Origin of the sequence: Enterobacter cloacae complex sp. Mu1197, from assembly GCF_040059225.1 — a bacterium.
Classification (GTDB): Bacteria; Pseudomonadota; Gammaproteobacteria; order Enterobacterales; family Enterobacteriaceae; genus Enterobacter; species Enterobacter quasiroggenkampii.
Window position 1 is genome coordinate 22302 of the sequence record NZ_CP157375.1, and the last position, 17400, is coordinate 39701.

Sequence of the window (17400 nt, forward strand, 5' to 3'; positions counted from 1 at the left end):
CGATTTATCCAGGGTAAACCGTGTTAAAGCCTTTTATTGCCTGTGCATTACTGATCTCTTCCGGCTGGGCCATTGCCGCTGAGCCGCCGCTGACAGCCGCCCTTTATGCGCAGCAGCTGGGCGTCGGGATGGATGTGGACTGGGCGCGCACCGAGCGCGGCATACGTGAATTCGACCCGCTGGTGGTACGCGATTTTCGGGCTAAAGGCATTACCCACGTGCGCATCCGTGTCGCCGATGAGCCGACGGAAGCGCGGCTGATCCACCTGCGCAAGCTGGTGGAAGCCTGCGAGCAGTATGGCGTGATCCCGATAGTCGCGTATCAGGCGGATGAATATAAAAACGACCCGAAAGCCGATAACGAGAAAGAGATGGTCAACTGGTGGATTGCCGTGGCGCACTATTTCGGTCAGAGCTACCCGCTACTGGGTTTTGATCTCATTTATGAGCCGGCCGACAAGCTCAACCACAATCTGGCGTCGTTAAACCGCGTCTATGAAAAAACCATCAAAGCGATCCACGACATCGACCCACAGCGCATGATCTTCATCGCGCCACGCCTGCGTGCCGCGCCGGAGGAGTTATCCAGCCTGAAGCTGCCCGCGCACAGCCAAAACTATCTGCTGGCGGAGTGGCATATTTTCCCGTGGGGGCCGCTGAAGAATGGCGGTAAATACCCGTGGACGTCCGGCACGGCGGCGGAAAAAGCGGCAATCCGTAACCGCATCAATGCCGCGCTGCACTGGCAGCAAAAAACCGGGCACGTTAGCTGGGTCGGGGGCTGGGGCGTGGGAGAATCAAGCCGCTTTACGCCAACCGCCTCGCAGATAGCGTTCGCCACCTTTATGGCCTGCGAGCTGCAAAAGGCCAAAATCCCGTATGCGCTTAACGCGGATTTCCAGTTTTACGATGGGGAAGAGGGCGCCTGGCGGCCTGCGCCAGAGCCGTTATTGCAGGCGATGATCGCCCCTGTCTGTGAAAAGCCCGGCGAGAAGCCGGGCCATCACGCGGTTAAACCGGCTGCTCGTGATGCGGGACACGCGACGCCAGCGGCAGCCAGCACAGTAAAATCAGCAGCCCCATCAGCGTCATCAACAACCCCAGACTAGCCTGCCCGGTCTGCGGCATCATCGCTGAGAGCCAGGCCAGCGCGCCGGAACCGATGTTCTGCAAACCGCCCACCAGCGCGCCCGCCGTACCTGCGAGGAACGGGAACGGCTCCATCGCGCCGCTGGTGGCGAGCGGAAACAGCATCCCCGCGCCGAAGAAGAACAGCGCCGCCGGGATGAGCAGCGTCCAGACGGTCATCACGCCAAACAGCCCCGGGATCCACATCATCAGACCCGCCAGCAGACAGCTGATCACCGACTGCCACATCAGGGTGGAGAAGCGTTTGTTTGGTCGCCCGGCAAACCACGCGCCGAAGAACGCCGCCGGGATCGGCAGAATAAACAGAATGCTCACCACCATACTGCTCAGGCCAAGCCCCGCGCCCAGCAGCACGCCGGAGCAGGCTTCAAACACCGCGATACCCGCCAGGCCGCCAATCAGCATCAGCAGGTAGCAGGTGAACGCGCCGTTGCCGAACAGCGTTTTATAGCTGGCGAGAAGCTTCGTGCGCGGCGCGTCCTGCGGGCGCGTTTCCGGCATCCAGCGCGCCATGCTGAAGGTGACAATCATGCAGAGCACCAGCAGGAAGGCGTAACAGGCGCGCCAGGACCACATCGTGTCCAGCAGGCCGCCGATCAGCGGGGCCAGCAGCGGGCTGACCAGAATGCCCATATTCAACAGGCTGTTGGCATGGCGCAGCTGGGTACCCTGATACATATCGCGCGGTAAGGTTCGCGCCATCACCCCGCCGACGCCGGTCCCGACGCCCTGCAGGGCGCTGGCGGCAATCAATACGGTCAGGTTATGGGTGGTCATCGCAATGACGGTCGCCACCATGAAAATGCTCATGCCCACCAGGATCACCGGGCGACGCCCGACGCGGTCGGAGAGCGGGCCGTAGAAGAGCTGCGAAACGCCATAGGTCAGCAGGTAAGCTGCCATTACGCTCTGTACTGCGCCCTCGCGGACGTTTAATTCCTTTGCCATGTCGGCAATCGCCGGAATGTAGATGGTTTGCGCCATCTGACCGACGGCCACCAGTAACACCAGCATCAACAATAAGTTAACGTTCCGTTGCTTTTTCATGTCGCTGAATACTTTTGCCAAAACAGAAAAATGAAGAATAAGTGACTGCGCATTCCCATAAATGCGCGAGGAATCTACCACAGAGAGATGACAATTTAAGCATTGTTGTAGTGAATGAAAAAACCGGTAAAGGCAGGATTTGTAAACAAGAACGGCAACTAATGTTGCCAGTGCTTTACGCCAGGCGCAGCAGAATGGCGCCGCCAGCAATGCCCAGCGCCGCCGCGATGCGCAGGCCCGCAACCTTTTCTTTTAAAAGCAAAAATGCGATCAGCGCGCCAAAAAGTATGGAAGTTTCCCGCAGCGCCGCAACCACCGCCAGCGGTGCCTGCGTCATTGCCCACAGCGCCAGACCGTACGAGCCCATGGTGCCAACGCCGCCGAGCAGCCCCTTTTTCCAGTGCAGATGCAGGTAGCCGGATGCCTCGCGTCGACGCGCGACCATCGCCCAGCCCAGCAGGCAGAAGCCGTTCATAAAGAAAGTCCACAGCGTATAGCCCAGCGCAGTGTCTGACAGCCGCACGCCGGTGCCGTCCACCAGCGTATACCCGGCGATAAAGCAGGCATTCAGCAGCGCCAGCCAGATCCCCTTGCGCGACTGCATGCGCCCGTTCATCGCCATCGCCAGAATCGACAGGCAAATTACCCCAATGCCGGACCAGGCGAGCCAGGAGAGACGATCGCCAAGCGCCAGCACGCTGATCAGCGCCACCAGCAGCGGTGCGGTGCCGCGCATCAGCGGATAGGTCTGGCTCATATCGGAGACCTGATAGGTCTTTGCCACCAGCACGGTGTACACCACCTGTAAGGCGCAGGAGACTAACAAAAACGGCCAGCTTGCGGCAGAGGGCTGTGGAGAGAAGGGGAGCAGCACCAGGGCAATCACCGTGGCGGAGCCGCTGACGCTAATCGCGGAATAGAGCTTGTCCGTTCCGGCTTTGACAATGGCATTCCAGCTGGCATGCAGCAGGGCGGCGAACAGCAAAATGCAGAATACGGTGATGGTCATGGCGTATCGGGTGATGAATTGTCACTCAACTGTAACATTCACGTCCTGAAGCTGCCAGCCGGTTACACCGCACAAAAAAGGCGGTGGGTCACCCGCGGTTCGTCCGAGACCAGCGTAAAACCTGCCCGGCGATAAAACCCGTAGGCAGCGTCCGGCGCATGGGTATTGAGGAAATCAAACCAGATGCTGGCATCGGCCATCACGACGGTTAAAAGCTGCTTGCCAATCCCCAGCCCGCGGCACTTCTCGCTGACGTAGAGATGGCGAATACGTCCAGCGCGCGGCTGCTGGCTGAACGGATCGCGGTTGAGGCCGCACACGCCCACCAGCTTGCCGTTAAGAAACGCACCCAGCAGCTTTTCGCCCGGCGCGTTAAAGCGGTTCTCACCCCGCTGCCAGCTCTCTTCGAGCCTGCGCAGCATGTTAAAATTCAGTGCAATACTTTCCGCCTTCAGGGCGATATAGCCCGGCTCATCAGGCGTAACAGGCTCAATTAACAGACGCGACATAGCATTCCCTCGTTATTAAAGAGGGGCGGTTGCCCGCCCCTCTCAGGTGCGACTTGAACCTGAATTACCGAACGAATTTCAGGACAGCATCAAGCAGTTGCAGTACAGCAACAATGAGTTTGAGGATAAGTATCACCATATCCACTACGCTCATACGCGTCTCCTTTTGGTTAAAAGGAGCACGATGCTGGCGTACCTTTCCGCCGCCTGTTGCCAGCACCTGGATTGACGTAACACAGTGTGCTCACTTCAGGGGTTAAGGCACTGACGGCACCACCCGTTTCAGCCAGGACTTCGTTGCGCCGGTAGAACTGCGGCCCCCTCGCTCACTGCGAACACCCTCAGTATAGATAAATACTGTATGTATGAACAGTATTTTTTGGACAAAAATCGAAAGGCGATCCATACTCAAAAACGTCAAAATCCGTGCCGGAATTGCGCGTTCGTCTTCGATCGCGTATACTTTTTTGCGTTGACGTAACACAGTGTGTTCTGCGGCGACCAACCGCAAAACCCTGATAAAAACCTCGCTTAGGCGGGGTTTTTTGTTTTCTGGTGTTAGTCAGAAAAACGATACGTGTTGACACATTGGCAATGCATGGATATCGTTGCCATAATGGCAACGGACGCAGCAGGCATGCAGTATGCATTTAATTTCTATGAAGGCAATTATTGATGCGGTAAAACAGTTCCCGCAGCACAAGGAAGAGCTCCTTTTTTTAGGTCGCACTATCGAAAAGAGCCATTGCCCGACACCTGCTGCGCTGAAACAAATTTTTCCGACGCTGGATAACTTTAAATATCTGGATAAGCATTATGTGATTGATATTGCAAATAACAATCTCAGAGTAGTGGCTCTCATATTCTTTGAAAGCCAAAAGTTCTATGTGCGCCATGTTTTTACTCATAAGGAATATGACCGTTTTACGGAGAAACATCGCACTAAGGGGAAGAAATGATGATCGTCGCTGATGCAATGAAAGCAACGCATGCTCTTGTCGAGGCTGTCCCTTTACTGGGTGAACATCCGAACGAGAAAGATTACCAGGATGCACTTGAGCTGGTTGAGTATCTGCTCATGAATGAACCTGGTAGCCCTTTGCTGGATATCGTATGTGCAAGAATAAGTCGTTATGAAGTGAATCGACCCGACATTGTCGCCTTGCGTCAGGAGATGGAATCTGTTCCAGTGGGAATTGCGGTTTTAAGAACCCTTATGGATCAGTACAAACTGACCATTTCAGATTTTCAGGATGAAATTGGCAGTAAATCAATGGTTTCAAGGGTATTGAATGGACAGCGTCAGCTGACGTTAAACCATATAAAAAAACTGGCGGCGCGCTTTGGGGTATCGCCTGCACTGTTTATTGAATGAAATAAAACGGTCGACAGCCCTTTTATCACTCAACAAACGAAACGTGATCCCTGACGCATTTTTGCGCAGATGAAAATTTTTCCATTGTCACGCCCGAAAACCTGTGTTTGTATAAATTCAATCAATGAATCCAAACACAGGTCCCCAATGACTTCATCCATCTTCACTTCGACCCTACTAAAAACTGCGCATCCAGCCGCAGTGGTCGTCGTGCGTGTGGTGGTGGTCGTCGGCAATGCGCCGTAGGGACTGGATCAACACACGAATCCAAAACCCCGCCGGCGCAAACCGGGCGGGGTTTTTCGTTTAGGACCCTCCCCGGAAAGTCGGCTCAGAAGAAAAGGACTGGAGCATGGCAAGTTCGGGCACAACATCCACCAAGACGCGTTTTACCGGCGCGCAGCTGATCGTTCATCTGCTGGAGCGACAGGGCATTACCACGGTTGCGGGCATCCCCGGCGGCACGGTGCTGCCGCTGTACGATGCGTTAAGCCAAAGCACGCAGATCCGCCATGTGCTGGCGCGTCACGAGCAGGGGGCAGGCTTTATCGCTCAGGGCATGGCGCGCACGCAGGGTAAACCGGCGGTCTGTATGGCCTGCAGCGGCCCGGGCGCAACCAACCTGGTCACCGCCATCGCCGACGCGCGTCTCGACTCCATTCCGCTGATCTGCATTACCGGCCAGGTGCCGTCCTCGATGATCGGTACCGATGCGTTCCAGGAAGTGGACACCTACGGCATCTCTATCCCCATCACCAAACATAACTATTTAGTTCGCGACATCGCCGAGCTTCCTCAGGTTATCAGCGATGCGTTCCGCATTGCGCAGTCCGGCCGCCCGGGCCCGGTGTGGATAGACATTCCTAAGGATGTCCAGACCGCAGAAATCGAGATCGACGTTCTGCCTGAACCGGGCGAGCGTGCCCCCGCGCCAGCATTTAGCGCGGAGAGCGTGCGCGACGCCGCCGCCATGATTAACGCCGCCAAACGCCCGGTGCTCTATCTGGGCGGCGGGGCAATCAACGCCGCGGATGAAATCCGCCAGTTCGCTGAAAAAGCCAACCTGCCGACCACCATGACCCTGATGGCGCTGGGCATGCTGCCAAAAGCGCACCCATTGTCATTAGGCATGCTGGGCATGCACGGCGCGCGCAGTACCAACTACATTCTGCAAGAGGCCGATTTGCTGATTGTTATGGGCGCGCGTTTTGATGACCGGGCGATTGGTAAAACCGAGCAGTTCTGCCCGAATGCCAAAATCATTCACGTGGATATCGATCGCGCCGAGCTGGGTAAAATCAAGCAGCCGCACGTGGCGATTCAGGGCGATGTAGCCGAAGTGCTGGCGCAGCTGATCCCGCAAACCGACGCGACCGATCGCACCGACTGGCGTCAGCTGGTGGCCGATCTGCAGCGCGAGTTCCCGGGCGCGATCCCAACTGAAGGCGATCCGCTGAGCCATTACGGCCTGATCAACGCCGTTGCCGCCTGCGTCGACGACAGCGCGATTATCACCACCGACGTGGGACAGCATCAGATGTGGACCGCGCAGGCCTACCCGCTGAACCGTCCGCGCCAGTGGCTGACCTCCGGCGGTCTGGGCACCATGGGCTTCGGTCTGCCTGCAGCAGTTGGTGCGGCGCTGGCGAATCCGGACCGCAAGGTCATCTGCTTCTCCGGCGACGGCAGCCTGATGATGAACATTCAGGAGATGGCGACTGCAGCCGAAAACCAGTTAGACGTGAAAATCATCCTGATGAACAATGAGGCGCTGGGCCTGGTGCACCAGCAGCAGAGCCTGTTCTACAAGCAGGGCGTGTTTGCGGCGACCTATCCGGGGATGATTAACTTTATGCAGATTGCCGCCGGCTTTGGCCTGCACACCTGCGATCTGAACGCGGAAGAGGATGCCCACGCGGCGCTGCAGGCGGCGATCTCGCGTCCGGGCCCGGCGCTGATCCACGTCCGTATCGACCCTGAACAAAAAGTGTATCCGATGGTGCCGCCGGGTGCGGCAAATACTGAGATGGTGGGAGAATAAGCCATGCAGAAACAACATGATAACGTCATTCTGGAACTCACCGTCCGCAACCATCCTGGCGTCATGACCCACGTCTGTGGGCTATTTGCCCGCCGGGCGTTTAACGTGGAAGGCATTCTCTGTTTGCCGATTCAGGGCAGCGAGCACAGCCGCATCTGGCTCCTGGTCAACGATGACCAGCGTCTGGAGCAGATGATGGCGCAGATCGACAAGCTGGAGGACGTCACCAACGTGGCGCGCAACCAGTCCGATCCCACCATGTTTAACAAAATTGCGGTGTTCTTCGAATAGATCGCTTAAGGTAGGCGTCTTTCGCTCTTGTAGGCCGGATAAGCGCAGCGCCATCCGGCTTTTTCAGACCGCAGGAACACACATGACCACCATCGCCCTTATCGACGACCACCTTATCGTCCGCTCTGGCTTTGCCCAGCTTCTCAACCTCGAACCGGATTTCCAGGTCGTGGCCGAGTTTGGCTCCGGTCGCGAAGCGCTGGCGGGCCTGCCGGGGCGCGGGGTGCAGGTCTGTATCTGCGATATCTCCATGCCCGACCTCTCCGGGCTGGAGCTGTTAAGCCAGCTGCCGAAAGGGATGGCGACCATTATGCTCTCGGTCCACGACAGCCCGGCGCTGGTCGAGCAGGCGCTCAACGCGGGCGCGCGCGGGTTCCTCTCCAAACGCTGTAGCCCGGACGAGCTGATTGCCGCCGTGCGCACCGTCTCCACCGGCGGCTGCTATCTGACGCCGGATATCGCCATCAAGCTGGCGGCCGGACGACAGGATCCGCTCACCAGACGCGAGCGTCAGGTGGCGGAGAAGCTCGCGCAGGGGATGTCGGTAAAAGAGATTGCCGCCGAGCTGGATCTGTCGCCGAAGACCGTGCACGTCCATCGCGCCAACCTGATGGAAAAACTCAACGTCAGCAACGACGTCGAGCTGGCGCGCCGCATGTTTGACAGCTGGCAATGAGTCCCGTCTTTTCGCGGCTGATCGCCGTCGTTGCCAGCTTTTTTATCTTCTCTGCCGCGTGGTTCTGCCTGTGGAGCATCAGCCTGCATCTGGTGGAACGTCCTGAACTGGCGGTGCTGTTGTTTCCCTTCGGCCTGCGACTGGGGTTAATGCTCCAGTGCCCGCGCGGCTACTGGCCCGTTTTGCTGGGCGCGGAGTGGCTGCTGCTGGTCTGGCTGGCGCAGGAAGTCGCTCTGGCGCATCTGCCATTATTGATGACCGGAAGCCTGCTTACGCTTCTCCCGGTTGCGCTCATTTCCCGCTATCGTCACCAGCGCGACTGGCGCACGCTGCTGCGTCAGGGGGCGGCGCTGATTGCCGCCGCGCTGCTGCAGTCCCTGCCGTGGGTTGGCGACAAGGAGATGCTCAACGCGCTGCTGCTCACCCTCACCGGCGGCTTGACGCTCGCGCCGACCTGCCTCGTTATCTGGCACTATCTCTCCAGCACCGTCTGGCAACCGCTTGGTCCGGGGCTGGTGTCCCAACCGGTGAACTGGCGCGCCCGGCATCTCATCTGGTATCTGCTGCTGTTCGTGGTGAGCCTCTGGCTTCAGCTCGGTTTACCTGCCGAGCTTTCACGCTTCACGCCGTTTTGCCTGGCGCTGCCGATTATCGCCCTGGCCTGGCACTACGGCTGGCAGGGGGCGCTGATCGCGACCCTGATGAACGCCATCGCGCTGATTGCCAGCCAGACCTGGCACGACCATCCGGTGGATCTGCTGCTCTCGCTGCTGGCCCAGAGCCTGACCGGGCTGCTGCTCGGGGCGGGTATTCAGCGTCTGCGCGAGCTGAACCAGTCCCTGCAAACCGAGCTGGCGCGCAACCGGCGTCTGGCTGAACGCCTTCTGGAGACGGAAGAGAGCGTGCGGCAGGAGGTCGCCCGCGAGCTGCATGATGATATCGGCCAGACGATCACCGCCATCCGTACCCAGGCGGGCATTGTCCAGCGTCTGGCGGCGGAAAACGCGGGCGTGAAGCAGGGCGGAGCGCATATCGAGCAGCTTTCACTGGGCGTATATGACTCGGTGCGACGCCTGCTCGGCAGGCTGCGTCCGCGCCAGCTCGACGACCTGTCGCTGGAGCAGGCGGTGCGTTCCCTGATGCGCGAGATGGAGCTTGAAAGCCGCGGCATTGTCAGCCATCTCGACTGGCGAATTAACGAATCTGCGCTGAGCGAAGGCCAGCGCGTGACCCTTTTCCGCGTCTGTCAGGAAGGGCTGAACAATATTGTTAAACACGCCAATGCCAGCGCGGTCACGATACAGGGCTGGCAGCAGGACGAACGCCTGATGCTGATAATTGAAGACGACGGCTGTGGCCTGCCGCCGGGCTCCGGCCACCAGGGCTTTGGCCTGGCGGGCATGCGCGAGCGCGTAAAGGCGCTGGGCGGCACGCTGAGCCTCTCCTGCACCCACGGGACGCGCGTCAGCGTCAGCCTGCCGCTACGGAGTTATCATGTTTAAAACCCCTGCCAGCGCCGCGCCGATTGGCGACAAAGCGGAAATCGACGCCCGCTACCGCTACTGGCGTCGCCATATTCTGATCGCCATCTGGCTCGGCTACGCGCTGTTCTACTTCACCCGCAAAAGCTTCAACGCCGCCGCGCCGGAAATTCTCGCCAGCGGCGTGATGACGCGCACCGACATCGGCCTGCTGGCGACGCTGTTTTACATCACCTACGGCCTGTCGAAGTTCTTCTCCGGCATCGTCAGCGATCGCTCCAACGCGCGTTATTTCATGGGCGTAGGGCTGATCGCCACCGGCGTGGTGAACATCCTGTTTGGTTTCTCTACCTCGCTGTGGGCCTTTGCCCTGCTGTGGGCGCTGAACGCCTTCTTCCAGGGCTGGGGTGCGCCGGTCTGCGCCCGCCTGCTCACGGCGTGGTACTCGCGCAACGAGCGCGGCGGCTGGTGGGCCGTCTGGAACACCGCGCACAACGTCGGCGGGGCGCTGATCCCGATGGTGGTGGGTGCCGCGGCGCTGCACTACGGCTGGCGCGCGGGGATGATGATTGCGGGTGGCCTGGCGATTGTCGCCGGGCTGTTCCTCTGCTGGCGCCTGCGTGACAGGCCGCAGACCGTGGGCCTGCCTGCGGTGGGCGACTGGCGGCACGACGAGATGGAGATTGCCCAACAGCAGGAGGGCGCGGGATTGACCCGCAAGGAGATCCTCACCAAATACGTGCTGAAAAATCCCTACATCTGGCTCCTCTCGCTCTGCTACGTGCTGGTCTACGTGGTGCGCGCGGCCATCAACGACTGGGGCAATCTGTACATGTCCGAGACGCTCGGCGTGGACCTGGTCACTGCTAACTCGGCGGTCACGATGTTCGAACTGGGTGGGTTTATCGGCGCGCTGGTGGCGGGCTGGGGCTCGGATAAGCTGTTCAACGGCAACCGCGGCCCGATGAACCTGATTTTTGCCGCCGGGATTTTGCTCTCCGTCGGCTCGCTGTGGCTGATGCCGTTCGCCAGCTACGTCATGCAGGCGGCGTGCTTCTTCACCACCGGCTTCTTCGTCTTTGGCCCGCAGATGCTCATCGGCATGGCGGCGGCAGAATGCTCCCACAAAGAGGCGGCAGGCGCGGCGACGGGCTTTGTCGGGCTGTTTGCCTACCTCGGCGCATCGCTCTCCGGCTGGCCGCTGGCGCGAGTCATCGACATCTGGCACTGGAGCGGTTTCTTCGCGGTGATCGCCATCGCGGCGGGAATTTCCGCCCTGCTGCTGCTGCCGTTTTTACATGCGCAGGCACCGCGTGAAGCCAGTGTGATGTGATGCGCCTCACCTTTTCGCCCCGAGTGGCGCAAAACTAAGAAATTTTCCCGGTTTTACCTGGACGCTGTCTCAGGCATCTCTCCCGGCTGATTTTTACAATGCTGCAAAAATCAGCTCAGGAGTAAACCAACCATGCTGGCCTTCTTAAATCAGGTGCGCAAGCCGACCCTGGATCTGCCGCTCGATGTGCGGCGCAAAATGTGGTTCAAACCGTTCATGCAGTCCTATCTGGTGGTCTTCATCGGCTACCTGACCATGTACCTGATCCGCAAGAACTTTAACATCGCGCAGAACGACATGATCTCCACCTACGGGCTGAGCATGACGCAGCTGGGGATGATTGGCCTGGGCTTCTCCATCACCTACGGCGTGGGGAAAACTGTCGTTTCCTACTATGCGGACGGCAAAAACACCAAGCAGTTCCTGCCGTTTATGCTGATCCTCTCCGCCATCTGTATGCTCGGCTTCAGCGCCAGCATGGGCGCAGGATCCGTTAGCCTGTTCCTGATGATCGCCTTCTACGCCCTGAGCGGTTTCTTCCAGAGTACCGGCGGGTCGTGCAGCTACTCCACCATCACCAAATGGACGCCGCGCCGCAAGCGAGGGTCGTACCTCGGCATGTGGAACATCTCCCATAACCTCGGCGGGGCGGGTGCGGCAGGCGTGGCGCTGTTTGGCGCAAACTACCTGTTCGACGGCCACGTGATCGGTATGTTTATCTTCCCGTCGATTATCGCCCTCATTGTCGGCTTTATCGGCCTGCGCTTTGGCAGCGACTCCCCCGAATCCTACGGCCTCGGCAAAGCCGAAGAGCTGTTCGGCGAGGAGATCAGCGAAGAGGACAAAGAGACCGAAGAGAACGAGATGACCAAATGGCAGATCTTTGTTGAGTACGTGCTGAAAAACAAAGTGATCTGGCTGCTCTGCTTCTCAAACATCTTCCTCTACGTGGTGCGCATCGGCATCGACCAGTGGTCTACCGTGTACGCCTTCCAGGAGCTGAAGCTCTCTAAAGAGGTGGCGATTCAGGGCTTCACCCTGTTTGAAGTGGGTGCGCTGGTCGGCACGCTGCTGTGGGGCTGGCTCTCCGACCTCGCCAACGGCCGTCGCGCACTGGTGGCCTGCATCGCGCTGGCGCTGATTATCGCCACGCTGGGCGTTTACCAGCATGCCAGCAACCAGTACGTTTACCTCGCATCCCTGTTTGCGCTCGGCTTCCTGGTGTTTGGTCCGCAGCTGCTGATCGGCGTGGCGGCAGTGGGCTTCGTCCCGAAAAAAGCGATCGGCGCCGCCGACGGGATCAAGGGTACCTTCGCCTACCTGATCGGCGACAGCTTCGCCAAGCTGGGTCTGGGAATGATCGCCGACGGCACGCCAATTTTCGGCCTCACCGGCTGGGCGGGCACCTTCGCGGCGCTGGATGCGGCAGCGATCGGCTGTATCGTCCTGATGGCGATGGTTGCCGTGCTGGAAGAACGTAAAATTCGCCGTGAGAATCGTGCGCAGAAATTAAAAACAGCCTGAGTGTGCAGGTAACTTCTTTGCCCGGTGTGTGATGCCGGGCTTTTTTATTTCCGCCGACGGCATTAATACCTTATCCCCCGTTCTGCAACGTCTTTTCAGTGCACTATTCTGGTTCTGCCCGCTGTTGACGCCGTGCGTTTCCCGCTATGATGAGCGGCTAGTCAAAGGAGAACGCATGGTCTGGATAATGCTGGCAACGCTTGCCGTGGTGTTTGTGGTGGGATTTCGCGTCCTGACCTCAGATTCCCGCCGCGCCATCAAACGTTTAAGCGAGCGTCTGGGCATCACCCCGATGCCGGTCGAGTCGATGATCGATCAGTTCGGTAAAACGCCGGGCAATGAGTTTATCCGCTACCTTGAGCGCCCCGACGAGGCGCATTTGCAAAACGCCGCACAGGTGCTGCTGATCTGGCAGGTCTGCATTGTCGACGGCAGTGAAGAGAACCTGCACACGTGGCACCGCCTGCTGCGTAAAGCCCGCCTGGCCGCGCCGATCACCGATGCGCAAATTCGTCTGGCGCTCGGCTTTATGCGCGAGATGGAGCCCGATCCGCAGGAGCTGAACGCCTTCCAGCTGCGCTATAACCAGCTCTTCCTGCCGGAAGAGGGCGTGTTTTACCTCCACTGATCCCCTCTAAAAACCACAAAAGTTGTCTAAACGTTAAATTCGTCACACTTTTGATGATAAACTGCGCGACTTTTCCGCACGTTTTTATCTTCAGGTGACGCCATGACAGAACATATCCAGCCCTCGACCAGACCGCAGACCAGCGAGGTTTCACGCCCCAACTGGTCGGCCGTTTTCGCCGTGGCATTCTGCGTCGCCTGCCTGATTACCGTTGAGTTTCTGCCGGTGAGCCTGCTGACGCCGATGGCGCAGGATCTGGGCATTTCCGAAGGCGTGGCGGGGCAGTCCGTTACCGTCACCGCCTTTGTGGCGATGTTTGCCAGTCTGTTTATCACCCAGGTGATTGGCACCATCGACCGCCGCAAAGTGGTCATTCTGTTCAGCGTGCTGCTGACGCTCTCCTGCCTGCTGGTCTCCTTCGCGGAAAGCTTTACCCTGCTGCTGCTGGGGCGCGCCTGTCTGGGGCTGGGGCTCGGCGGCTTCTGGGCGATGTCCGCCTCGCTGACCATGCGCCTGGTGCCTGCGCGCACCGTGCCGAAAGCGCTGTCCGTCATCTTTGGCGCGGTCTCTATCGCGCTGGTGATTGCCGCGCCGCTGGGCAGCTTCCTCGGCGGGATTATCGGCTGGCGTAACGTCTTCAACGCGGCGGCAGTGATGGGCGTGCTTTGCGTTATCTGGGTGTGGAAGGCGCTGCCGTCCCTGCCGGGCGAAGCGGCGCACCACAAGCAAAACATGTTCAGCCTGCTAAAGCGCCCCGGCGTGCTGGCGGGGATGACCGCGATCTTTATGTCCTTTGCCGGGCAGTTTGCCTTCTTTACCTATATCCGCCCGGTGTATATGACCATGGCGGGCTTTGACGTCGACGGCCTGACGCTGGTGCTCCTGAGCTTCGGTATTGCCAGCTTTGTCGGCACGTCGCTGTCGTCGCAGTTCCTGAAGCGCTCCCTGAAGGTGGCGCTGGCGGGGGCGCCGCTGGTGCTGGCAGTGAGCGCCACGGTGCTGGTGCTGTGGGGCAGCGATAAGTGGGTCGCGTCTGCCATTGCGATTATCTGGGGCTTTGCCTTTGCGCTGGTGCCGGTGGGCTGGTCGACGTGGATCACCCGCTCGCTCGCCGATCAGGCGGAAAAAGCCGGGTCGATTCAGGTGGCGGTGATCCAACTGGCAAACACCTGCGGCGCGGCGATTGGCGGCGTGGCGCTCGACCACCTGGGGCTGACGTCACCGCTGGTGATTTCCGGCACGCTGATGTTGTTGACCGCGCTGCTGGTGGCGGGCAAGGTTAAAGCACGTTGATTGATAAATAGTCACTTCATCGATATACTTGTACCGTAACTTGTACAGGAGGGAATATGCAGGTTGTGACGTTTACCGAAGCACGAAGCCGACTCAAAGATGTGTTGGACGACGTGAATGACAACGTGGAGACAACCATCATCAGCCGCCGAAACGGGGGTGATGCGGTGGTTATGTCTCTGCAGCACTACAACTCGATGATGGAAACCATCCATCTGATGAGTTCGCCTGCTAACGCCAGCCGACTGATGGAGTCAATCGCACAGGCAAATACCGGAAAAACCACGCAGAGGGATCTGATTGATGACCAGGCTACTGATTTGGACTGATAACGGCTGGGATGATTACCTGTGGTGGCAGGAGCAGGACAAGAAAACGCTTCGCAGAATCAATAAATTGATTGAAGATGCGAAGCGTCAACCCTTCGATGGCCTGGGTAAGCCGGAACCCCTTAAAGGTAACCTTTCCGGATACTGGTCCCGTCGAATCAATGATACTGACCGTCTGGTTTACGGGGTGTCAGATAGCGCTCTTACTATTTTAATGTGCCGCTATCACTATTATTCGTAGATCACGCCGATGTCCTCACCCGTCTTCTTGAATCCATCGAAATCAGCACCACCGACGACACGATTAGCAGCGTCCCCAGCCAGTCCGGCAGGGTAAACGCCACGCCCAGCAACATCACCGACAGCAACGCGCTGCTCAGCGGCTCGGCGCAACTCAGAATGCTCGCCTTTGGCCCGCCGATCATCTGCGCGCCTTTCAGATACAGGCTGAACGTCAGCGCGGTGCCGATCACCACCAGATAGAAAAACGCCAGCAGCAGGCTGCCGTCAATGACGAAGGTCGTCCCGCGCCCGGCGTAGAACGGCGTCAGCATTAACCCGGCAATCAACATACTCCAGCCGACAATCGGCAATGTGCCGTAGCGGGCAATCAGCGTTGACGGATAGGTGGTGTAAAACGCCGCGGCAAACGCCGAGGCGATGCCAAAGAACAGCGCGGCTGGCGAGATGGAGAGCGAGGTTGGGTCGCCGTGGGTCACCAGCAGGAACGTCCCGACAAGCGAGGTCACAATCGCGGACAAAACAAACACGCCGGGGCGCGTTTTCCGCGCCAGCGCGAACCACGCCACGATAATGGTTGGCGACAGAAACTGCAGCACGGTGGCGGTAGCGGCGTTGGATTTTTCAATCGTCAGCAGGAAGGTGAGCTGCACGGTGAGCGCGCCGACCAGCGAGAAAAACAGCAGGCTGAGGGCGTCTTTGCGATGCTTGATGACCGAGAAAATCTTGTCGCCGTGAACGAAGGAGAGCGTCAGGAGGATCACGCCGGTAAACAGCAGGCGAACCATGGTCAGGTAAGGCGAAGAAATGTGGCTTTTCTCCATGATGTACTGCGCGCAAACGCCGGAACTGCCCCATAAAACGGCGGCGATCAGAACGTTCAGCATCCCTTTACGTGTGGAACCCATTTTCTCCCCTGCTATGTTGATTTTTTTCTAGCATAACATGGGATCTTGCCGGGTGGCGCTGCGCTTACCCGGCCTACAAAACCTTGTAGGCCCGTGCAAGCGCAGCGCCGCCGGGCGAAACAAACGACGCTCTACTAGAACCACGCCTCCCACATCGCGCCGACGTTGAAGTCGTCGAGCGTCTCGTCTTTGGTGTTGTTCACGCGCGCGGTGCGTGCGTTATCCACTTTGCCGCCGGTCACGTAGAAGCGCAGCATCGGACGGAACTCAGGTCCCATGGCGATAGACATGTTCTGCGACAGGGTCAGCTTCCAGCCCTTGTTGTCGCCGCCGTTATCGTAGTCAACGTGCTGCCAGCCTGCTTCCAGCCAGGTGGAGTGAACGTCGTTCCACCAGTGCATCGGGCGCACGATGGCGTTGTAGTTCTTACGGTTGTCGGTCTTATCGCGGCTGTTGTCATAGTCGTGGAAGGCGAGGATGTACTCCACCTGCGTGGCCTGGGTGAATTTATACAGCCCTTCGAAGCTGGCATAGACCGTGGTCAGATCCTCGGTTTTGTTGAACACGCTGTTGTCCGCGTTATCGGAGTAGCGGGCGATCACCTTGTTCACGCCGCTGTCGTTGGTGTGGCTCAGCACCACGCCACCCTGCCAGGCGTTCAGACGCTCGTCGCTCTCCACCGCTTTCGAGTCAAAGCCGTAGTTGGCGTACAGCTCCAGATCCAGCGGACCGAGCTTCATGCCGTGGATTTTAGACGTCGCGGCGTAGTTGCCTTTGTCGCCCGTGCCGGAACCGCCGGTACAGGTGATGCGCGACGGGTTCGCTTCGTCTTCCATCACTTCCGGGCTACAGGATTCCACCGCCGCCACGGCGGCCACGTCAAACTGCACGCCGCCGATGTCGAAGTTCTTCACCCCGGCGCCCTGGCCGTCGTGGTTCATCCAGAAGTAATCGTTGATGCCCTGCTGCGGACGCTGGTGGAAGTCACGACCGGCCCAGAAGTAGGCGTTCGGGTTGGAGGCCATAATATTGGTCACCCCGGCGTAGGCCTTTTTCAGGTTAACTTCGTCGCCCCAGTGGTCGATCATCACGTTGATGTCCCAGATGGCGCCGTTTTCGCCCTTGAAGGCTTTAGAGAGCTGGAACTCGCCGCCATTGCCTTCGTTACCCAGACGACCAATCGCGGACGCGCCGTTGTAGGAGCCATCGACAGCCACGTATTTCTGATCGGCGGCCTGGAAGTGTGCGCCGTAGCGGGCGTAGCCGGTAAATTTAATCCCGAACGGAATCGCCATGTCCGGGGATTGCGCCGCGCTTTGCGGCTCGGTCACCACGTCCGCTTTTTTCGCGACGGCGGCATCCATTTTGGCCTGGCGCTCGGCCAGGGCTTTATCCACCGCTTTCGCCACAATGGCGTCGATTTGCTCCTGGGTGAATTCTTGTGCGAGCACGGAAATTGGGCAAAGCGCGGCGATAACCGCCATGGTTAATGGAAGTTTTTTAATCGTATTCATGGTTATCTCAATATAGTTTAATTTTATTCAGACAATAACCATCCCGCTCCGAT

20 protein-coding genes are annotated in these 17400 nt (G+C 58.8%); 14 read left to right on the forward strand and 6 right to left on the reverse strand.

The window, feature by feature from the left end; all coding sequences use genetic code 11:
• Window positions 1–20 precede the first annotated feature (20 nt).
• Window positions 21–1109 (forward strand): cellulase family glycosylhydrolase, encoded by a 1089-nt coding sequence (locus ABFV38_RS00105; RefSeq protein WP_348958113.1) that lies wholly within the window; start codon window positions 21–23, stop codon window positions 1107–1109.
• On the opposite strand, the gene emrD is transcribed toward ABFV38_RS00105, so the two are convergent.
• From emrD to tisB, 4 genes are all read right to left on the reverse strand, one after another.
• Window positions 1012–2196, reverse strand: a complete 1185-nt coding sequence (gene emrD / locus ABFV38_RS00110) for a multidrug efflux MFS transporter EmrD (protein WP_048226801.1) — start codon at window positions 2194–2196, stop codon at window positions 1012–1014. The two genes, ABFV38_RS00105 and emrD, sit on opposite strands and share 98 nt — an antisense overlap.
• 175 nt (window positions 2197–2371) lie before the next feature.
• Complete coding sequence (locus tag ABFV38_RS00115) at window positions 2372–3205, reverse strand: EamA family transporter (RefSeq protein ID WP_348958114.1); 834 nt, start codon at window positions 3203–3205, stop codon at window positions 2372–2374.
• A 62-nt stretch (window positions 3206–3267) separates the two neighbouring features.
• Window positions 3268–3714 carry a GNAT family N-acetyltransferase gene (locus ABFV38_RS00120; protein WP_025910712.1) on the reverse strand — a complete coding sequence of 149 codons (447 nt, stop codon included), beginning with the start codon at window positions 3712–3714 and terminating at the stop codon, window positions 3268–3270.
• A gap of 64 nt (window positions 3715–3778) precedes the next feature.
• Complete coding sequence (tisB, locus tag ABFV38_RS00125; RefSeq protein ID WP_008500146.1) at window positions 3779–3868, reverse strand: type I toxin-antitoxin system toxin TisB; 90 nt, start codon at window positions 3866–3868, stop codon at window positions 3779–3781.
• A gap of 490 nt (window positions 3869–4358) precedes the next feature.
• On the opposite strand from tisB, the gene ABFV38_RS00130 reads away from it, so the two are divergent.
• The 13 genes from ABFV38_RS00130 (at window position 4359) to ABFV38_RS00190 (ending at window position 14926) form a co-directional block, all read left to right on the forward strand.
• Window positions 4359–4673: a type II toxin-antitoxin system HigB family toxin gene (locus ABFV38_RS00130; RefSeq protein ID WP_048961381.1), complete on the forward strand. Its 315-nt coding sequence runs from the start codon at window positions 4359–4361 to the stop codon at window positions 4671–4673.
• A complete protein-coding gene (locus tag ABFV38_RS00135; RefSeq protein WP_348958115.1) occupies window positions 4670–5089 on the forward strand; it encodes a helix-turn-helix domain-containing protein in 420 nt (139 codons plus the stop codon). The genes ABFV38_RS00130 and ABFV38_RS00135 overlap by 4 nt, the downstream gene beginning before the upstream one ends.
• A 147-nt stretch (window positions 5090–5236) precedes the next feature.
• The gene (gene ivbL, locus ABFV38_RS00140) at window positions 5237–5335 is read left to right on the forward strand and encodes an ilvB operon leader peptide IvbL (protein WP_319875829.1); all 99 of its coding nucleotides are present in this window, start codon (window positions 5237–5239) and stop codon (window positions 5333–5335) included.
• A 106-nt stretch (window positions 5336–5441) separates the two neighbouring features.
• On the forward strand, window positions 5442–7130 hold the full coding sequence (gene ilvB / locus ABFV38_RS00145) for an acetolactate synthase large subunit (RefSeq protein ID WP_348958116.1): 1689 nt from the start codon (window positions 5442–5444) through the stop codon (window positions 7128–7130).
• A 3-nt stretch (window positions 7131–7133) separates the two neighbouring features.
• The gene (gene ilvN / locus ABFV38_RS00150; protein ID WP_008500144.1) at window positions 7134–7421 is read left to right on the forward strand and encodes an acetolactate synthase small subunit; all 288 of its coding nucleotides are present in this window, start codon (window positions 7134–7136) and stop codon (window positions 7419–7421) included.
• 82 nt (window positions 7422–7503) lie between these two features.
• Window positions 7504–8097 (forward strand): transcriptional regulator UhpA, encoded by a 594-nt coding sequence (gene uhpA, locus ABFV38_RS00155; protein WP_022646555.1) that lies wholly within the window; start codon window positions 7504–7506, stop codon window positions 8095–8097.
• On the forward strand, window positions 8094–9599 hold the full coding sequence (uhpB, locus tag ABFV38_RS00160) for a signal transduction histidine-protein kinase/phosphatase UhpB (protein ID WP_348958117.1): 1506 nt from the start codon (window positions 8094–8096) through the stop codon (window positions 9597–9599). Before uhpA ends, uhpB begins: the two co-directional genes overlap by 4 nt.
• Window positions 9592–10911: an MFS transporter gene (locus ABFV38_RS00165; RefSeq protein ID WP_126288224.1), complete on the forward strand. Its 1320-nt coding sequence runs from the start codon at window positions 9592–9594 to the stop codon at window positions 10909–10911. The genes uhpB and ABFV38_RS00165 overlap by 8 nt, the downstream gene beginning before the upstream one ends.
• Before the next feature lie 132 nt (window positions 10912–11043).
• Window positions 11044–12435 carry a hexose-6-phosphate:phosphate antiporter gene (gene uhpT, locus ABFV38_RS00170; protein WP_039024528.1) on the forward strand — a complete coding sequence of 464 codons (1392 nt, stop codon included), beginning with the start codon at window positions 11044–11046 and terminating at the stop codon, window positions 12433–12435.
• Between the two features lie 175 nt (window positions 12436–12610).
• Entirely contained in the window at window positions 12611–13063 is a 453-nt protein-coding gene (locus tag ABFV38_RS00175) for a DUF1198 domain-containing protein (protein WP_008500140.1), read from the forward strand.
• A gap of 102 nt (window positions 13064–13165) precedes the next feature.
• Window positions 13166–14356: a purine ribonucleoside efflux pump NepI gene (gene nepI, locus ABFV38_RS00180; RefSeq protein ID WP_348958120.1), complete on the forward strand. Its 1191-nt coding sequence runs from the start codon at window positions 13166–13168 to the stop codon at window positions 14354–14356.
• Window positions 14357–14412: 56 nt separating this feature from the next.
• Window positions 14413–14685, forward strand: a complete 273-nt coding sequence (locus tag ABFV38_RS00185) for a type II toxin-antitoxin system prevent-host-death family antitoxin (protein ID WP_041911702.1) — start codon at window positions 14413–14415, stop codon at window positions 14683–14685.
• Window positions 14660–14926: a Txe/YoeB family addiction module toxin gene (locus ABFV38_RS00190; protein WP_041911701.1), complete on the forward strand. Its 267-nt coding sequence runs from the start codon at window positions 14660–14662 to the stop codon at window positions 14924–14926. The genes ABFV38_RS00185 and ABFV38_RS00190 overlap by 26 nt, the downstream gene beginning before the upstream one ends.
• Before the next feature lies 1 nt (window position 14927).
• Here the strand turns inward: ABFV38_RS00190 and ABFV38_RS00195 are convergent, their stop codons facing one another.
• Both ABFV38_RS00195 and ABFV38_RS00200 read right to left on the reverse strand, forming a co-directional pair.
• Window positions 14928–15833, reverse strand: a complete 906-nt coding sequence (locus ABFV38_RS00195; protein ID WP_008500138.1) for an EamA family transporter — start codon at window positions 15831–15833, stop codon at window positions 14928–14930.
• A gap of 134 nt (window positions 15834–15967) precedes the next feature.
• A complete protein-coding gene (locus tag ABFV38_RS00200) occupies window positions 15968–17347 on the reverse strand; it encodes a carbohydrate porin (RefSeq protein WP_008500137.1) in 1380 nt (459 codons plus the stop codon).
• Between the last annotated feature and the right edge of the window lie 53 nt (window positions 17348–17400).

Excerpts from the sequence above, each read along its gene's own strand:
- emrD (WP_048226801.1), bottom strand. The coding sequence starts at position 2,196 with ATGAAAAAGCAACGGAACGTTAACTTATTGTTGATGCTGGTGTTACTG.
- ABFV38_RS00115 (WP_348958114.1), bottom strand. The coding sequence starts at position 3,205 with ATGACCATCACCGTATTCTGCATTTTGCTGTTCGCCGCCCTGCTGCAT.
- ABFV38_RS00120 (WP_025910712.1), bottom strand. The coding sequence starts at position 3,714 with ATGTCGCGTCTGTTAATTGAGCCTGTTACGCCTGATGAGCCGGGCTAT.
- tisB (WP_008500146.1), bottom strand. The coding sequence starts at position 3,868 with ATGAGCGTAGTGGATATGGTGATACTTATCCTCAAACTCATTGTTGCT.
- ABFV38_RS00130 (WP_048961381.1), top strand. The coding sequence starts at position 4,359 with ATGCATTTAATTTCTATGAAGGCAATTATTGATGCGGTAAAACAGTTC.
- ABFV38_RS00135 (WP_348958115.1), top strand. The coding sequence starts at position 4,670 with ATGATGATCGTCGCTGATGCAATGAAAGCAACGCATGCTCTTGTCGAG.
- ivbL (WP_319875829.1), top strand. The coding sequence starts at position 5,237 with ATGACTTCATCCATCTTCACTTCGACCCTACTAAAAACTGCGCATCCA.
- ilvB (WP_348958116.1), top strand. The coding sequence starts at position 5,442 with ATGGCAAGTTCGGGCACAACATCCACCAAGACGCGTTTTACCGGCGCG.
- ilvN (WP_008500144.1), top strand. The coding sequence starts at position 7,134 with ATGCAGAAACAACATGATAACGTCATTCTGGAACTCACCGTCCGCAAC.
- uhpA (WP_022646555.1), top strand. The coding sequence starts at position 7,504 with ATGACCACCATCGCCCTTATCGACGACCACCTTATCGTCCGCTCTGGC.
- uhpB (WP_348958117.1), top strand. The coding sequence starts at position 8,094 with ATGAGTCCCGTCTTTTCGCGGCTGATCGCCGTCGTTGCCAGCTTTTTT.
- ABFV38_RS00165 (WP_126288224.1), top strand. The coding sequence starts at position 9,592 with ATGTTTAAAACCCCTGCCAGCGCCGCGCCGATTGGCGACAAAGCGGAA.
- uhpT (WP_039024528.1), top strand. The coding sequence starts at position 11,044 with ATGCTGGCCTTCTTAAATCAGGTGCGCAAGCCGACCCTGGATCTGCCG.
- ABFV38_RS00175 (WP_008500140.1), top strand. The coding sequence starts at position 12,611 with ATGGTCTGGATAATGCTGGCAACGCTTGCCGTGGTGTTTGTGGTGGGA.
- nepI (WP_348958120.1), top strand. The coding sequence starts at position 13,166 with ATGACAGAACATATCCAGCCCTCGACCAGACCGCAGACCAGCGAGGTT.
- ABFV38_RS00185 (WP_041911702.1), top strand. The coding sequence starts at position 14,413 with ATGCAGGTTGTGACGTTTACCGAAGCACGAAGCCGACTCAAAGATGTG.
- ABFV38_RS00190 (WP_041911701.1), top strand. The coding sequence starts at position 14,660 with ATGACCAGGCTACTGATTTGGACTGATAACGGCTGGGATGATTACCTG.
- ABFV38_RS00195 (WP_008500138.1), bottom strand. The coding sequence starts at position 15,833 with ATGGGTTCCACACGTAAAGGGATGCTGAACGTTCTGATCGCCGCCGTT.
- ABFV38_RS00200 (WP_008500137.1), bottom strand. The coding sequence starts at position 17,347 with ATGAATACGATTAAAAAACTTCCATTAACCATGGCGGTTATCGCCGCG.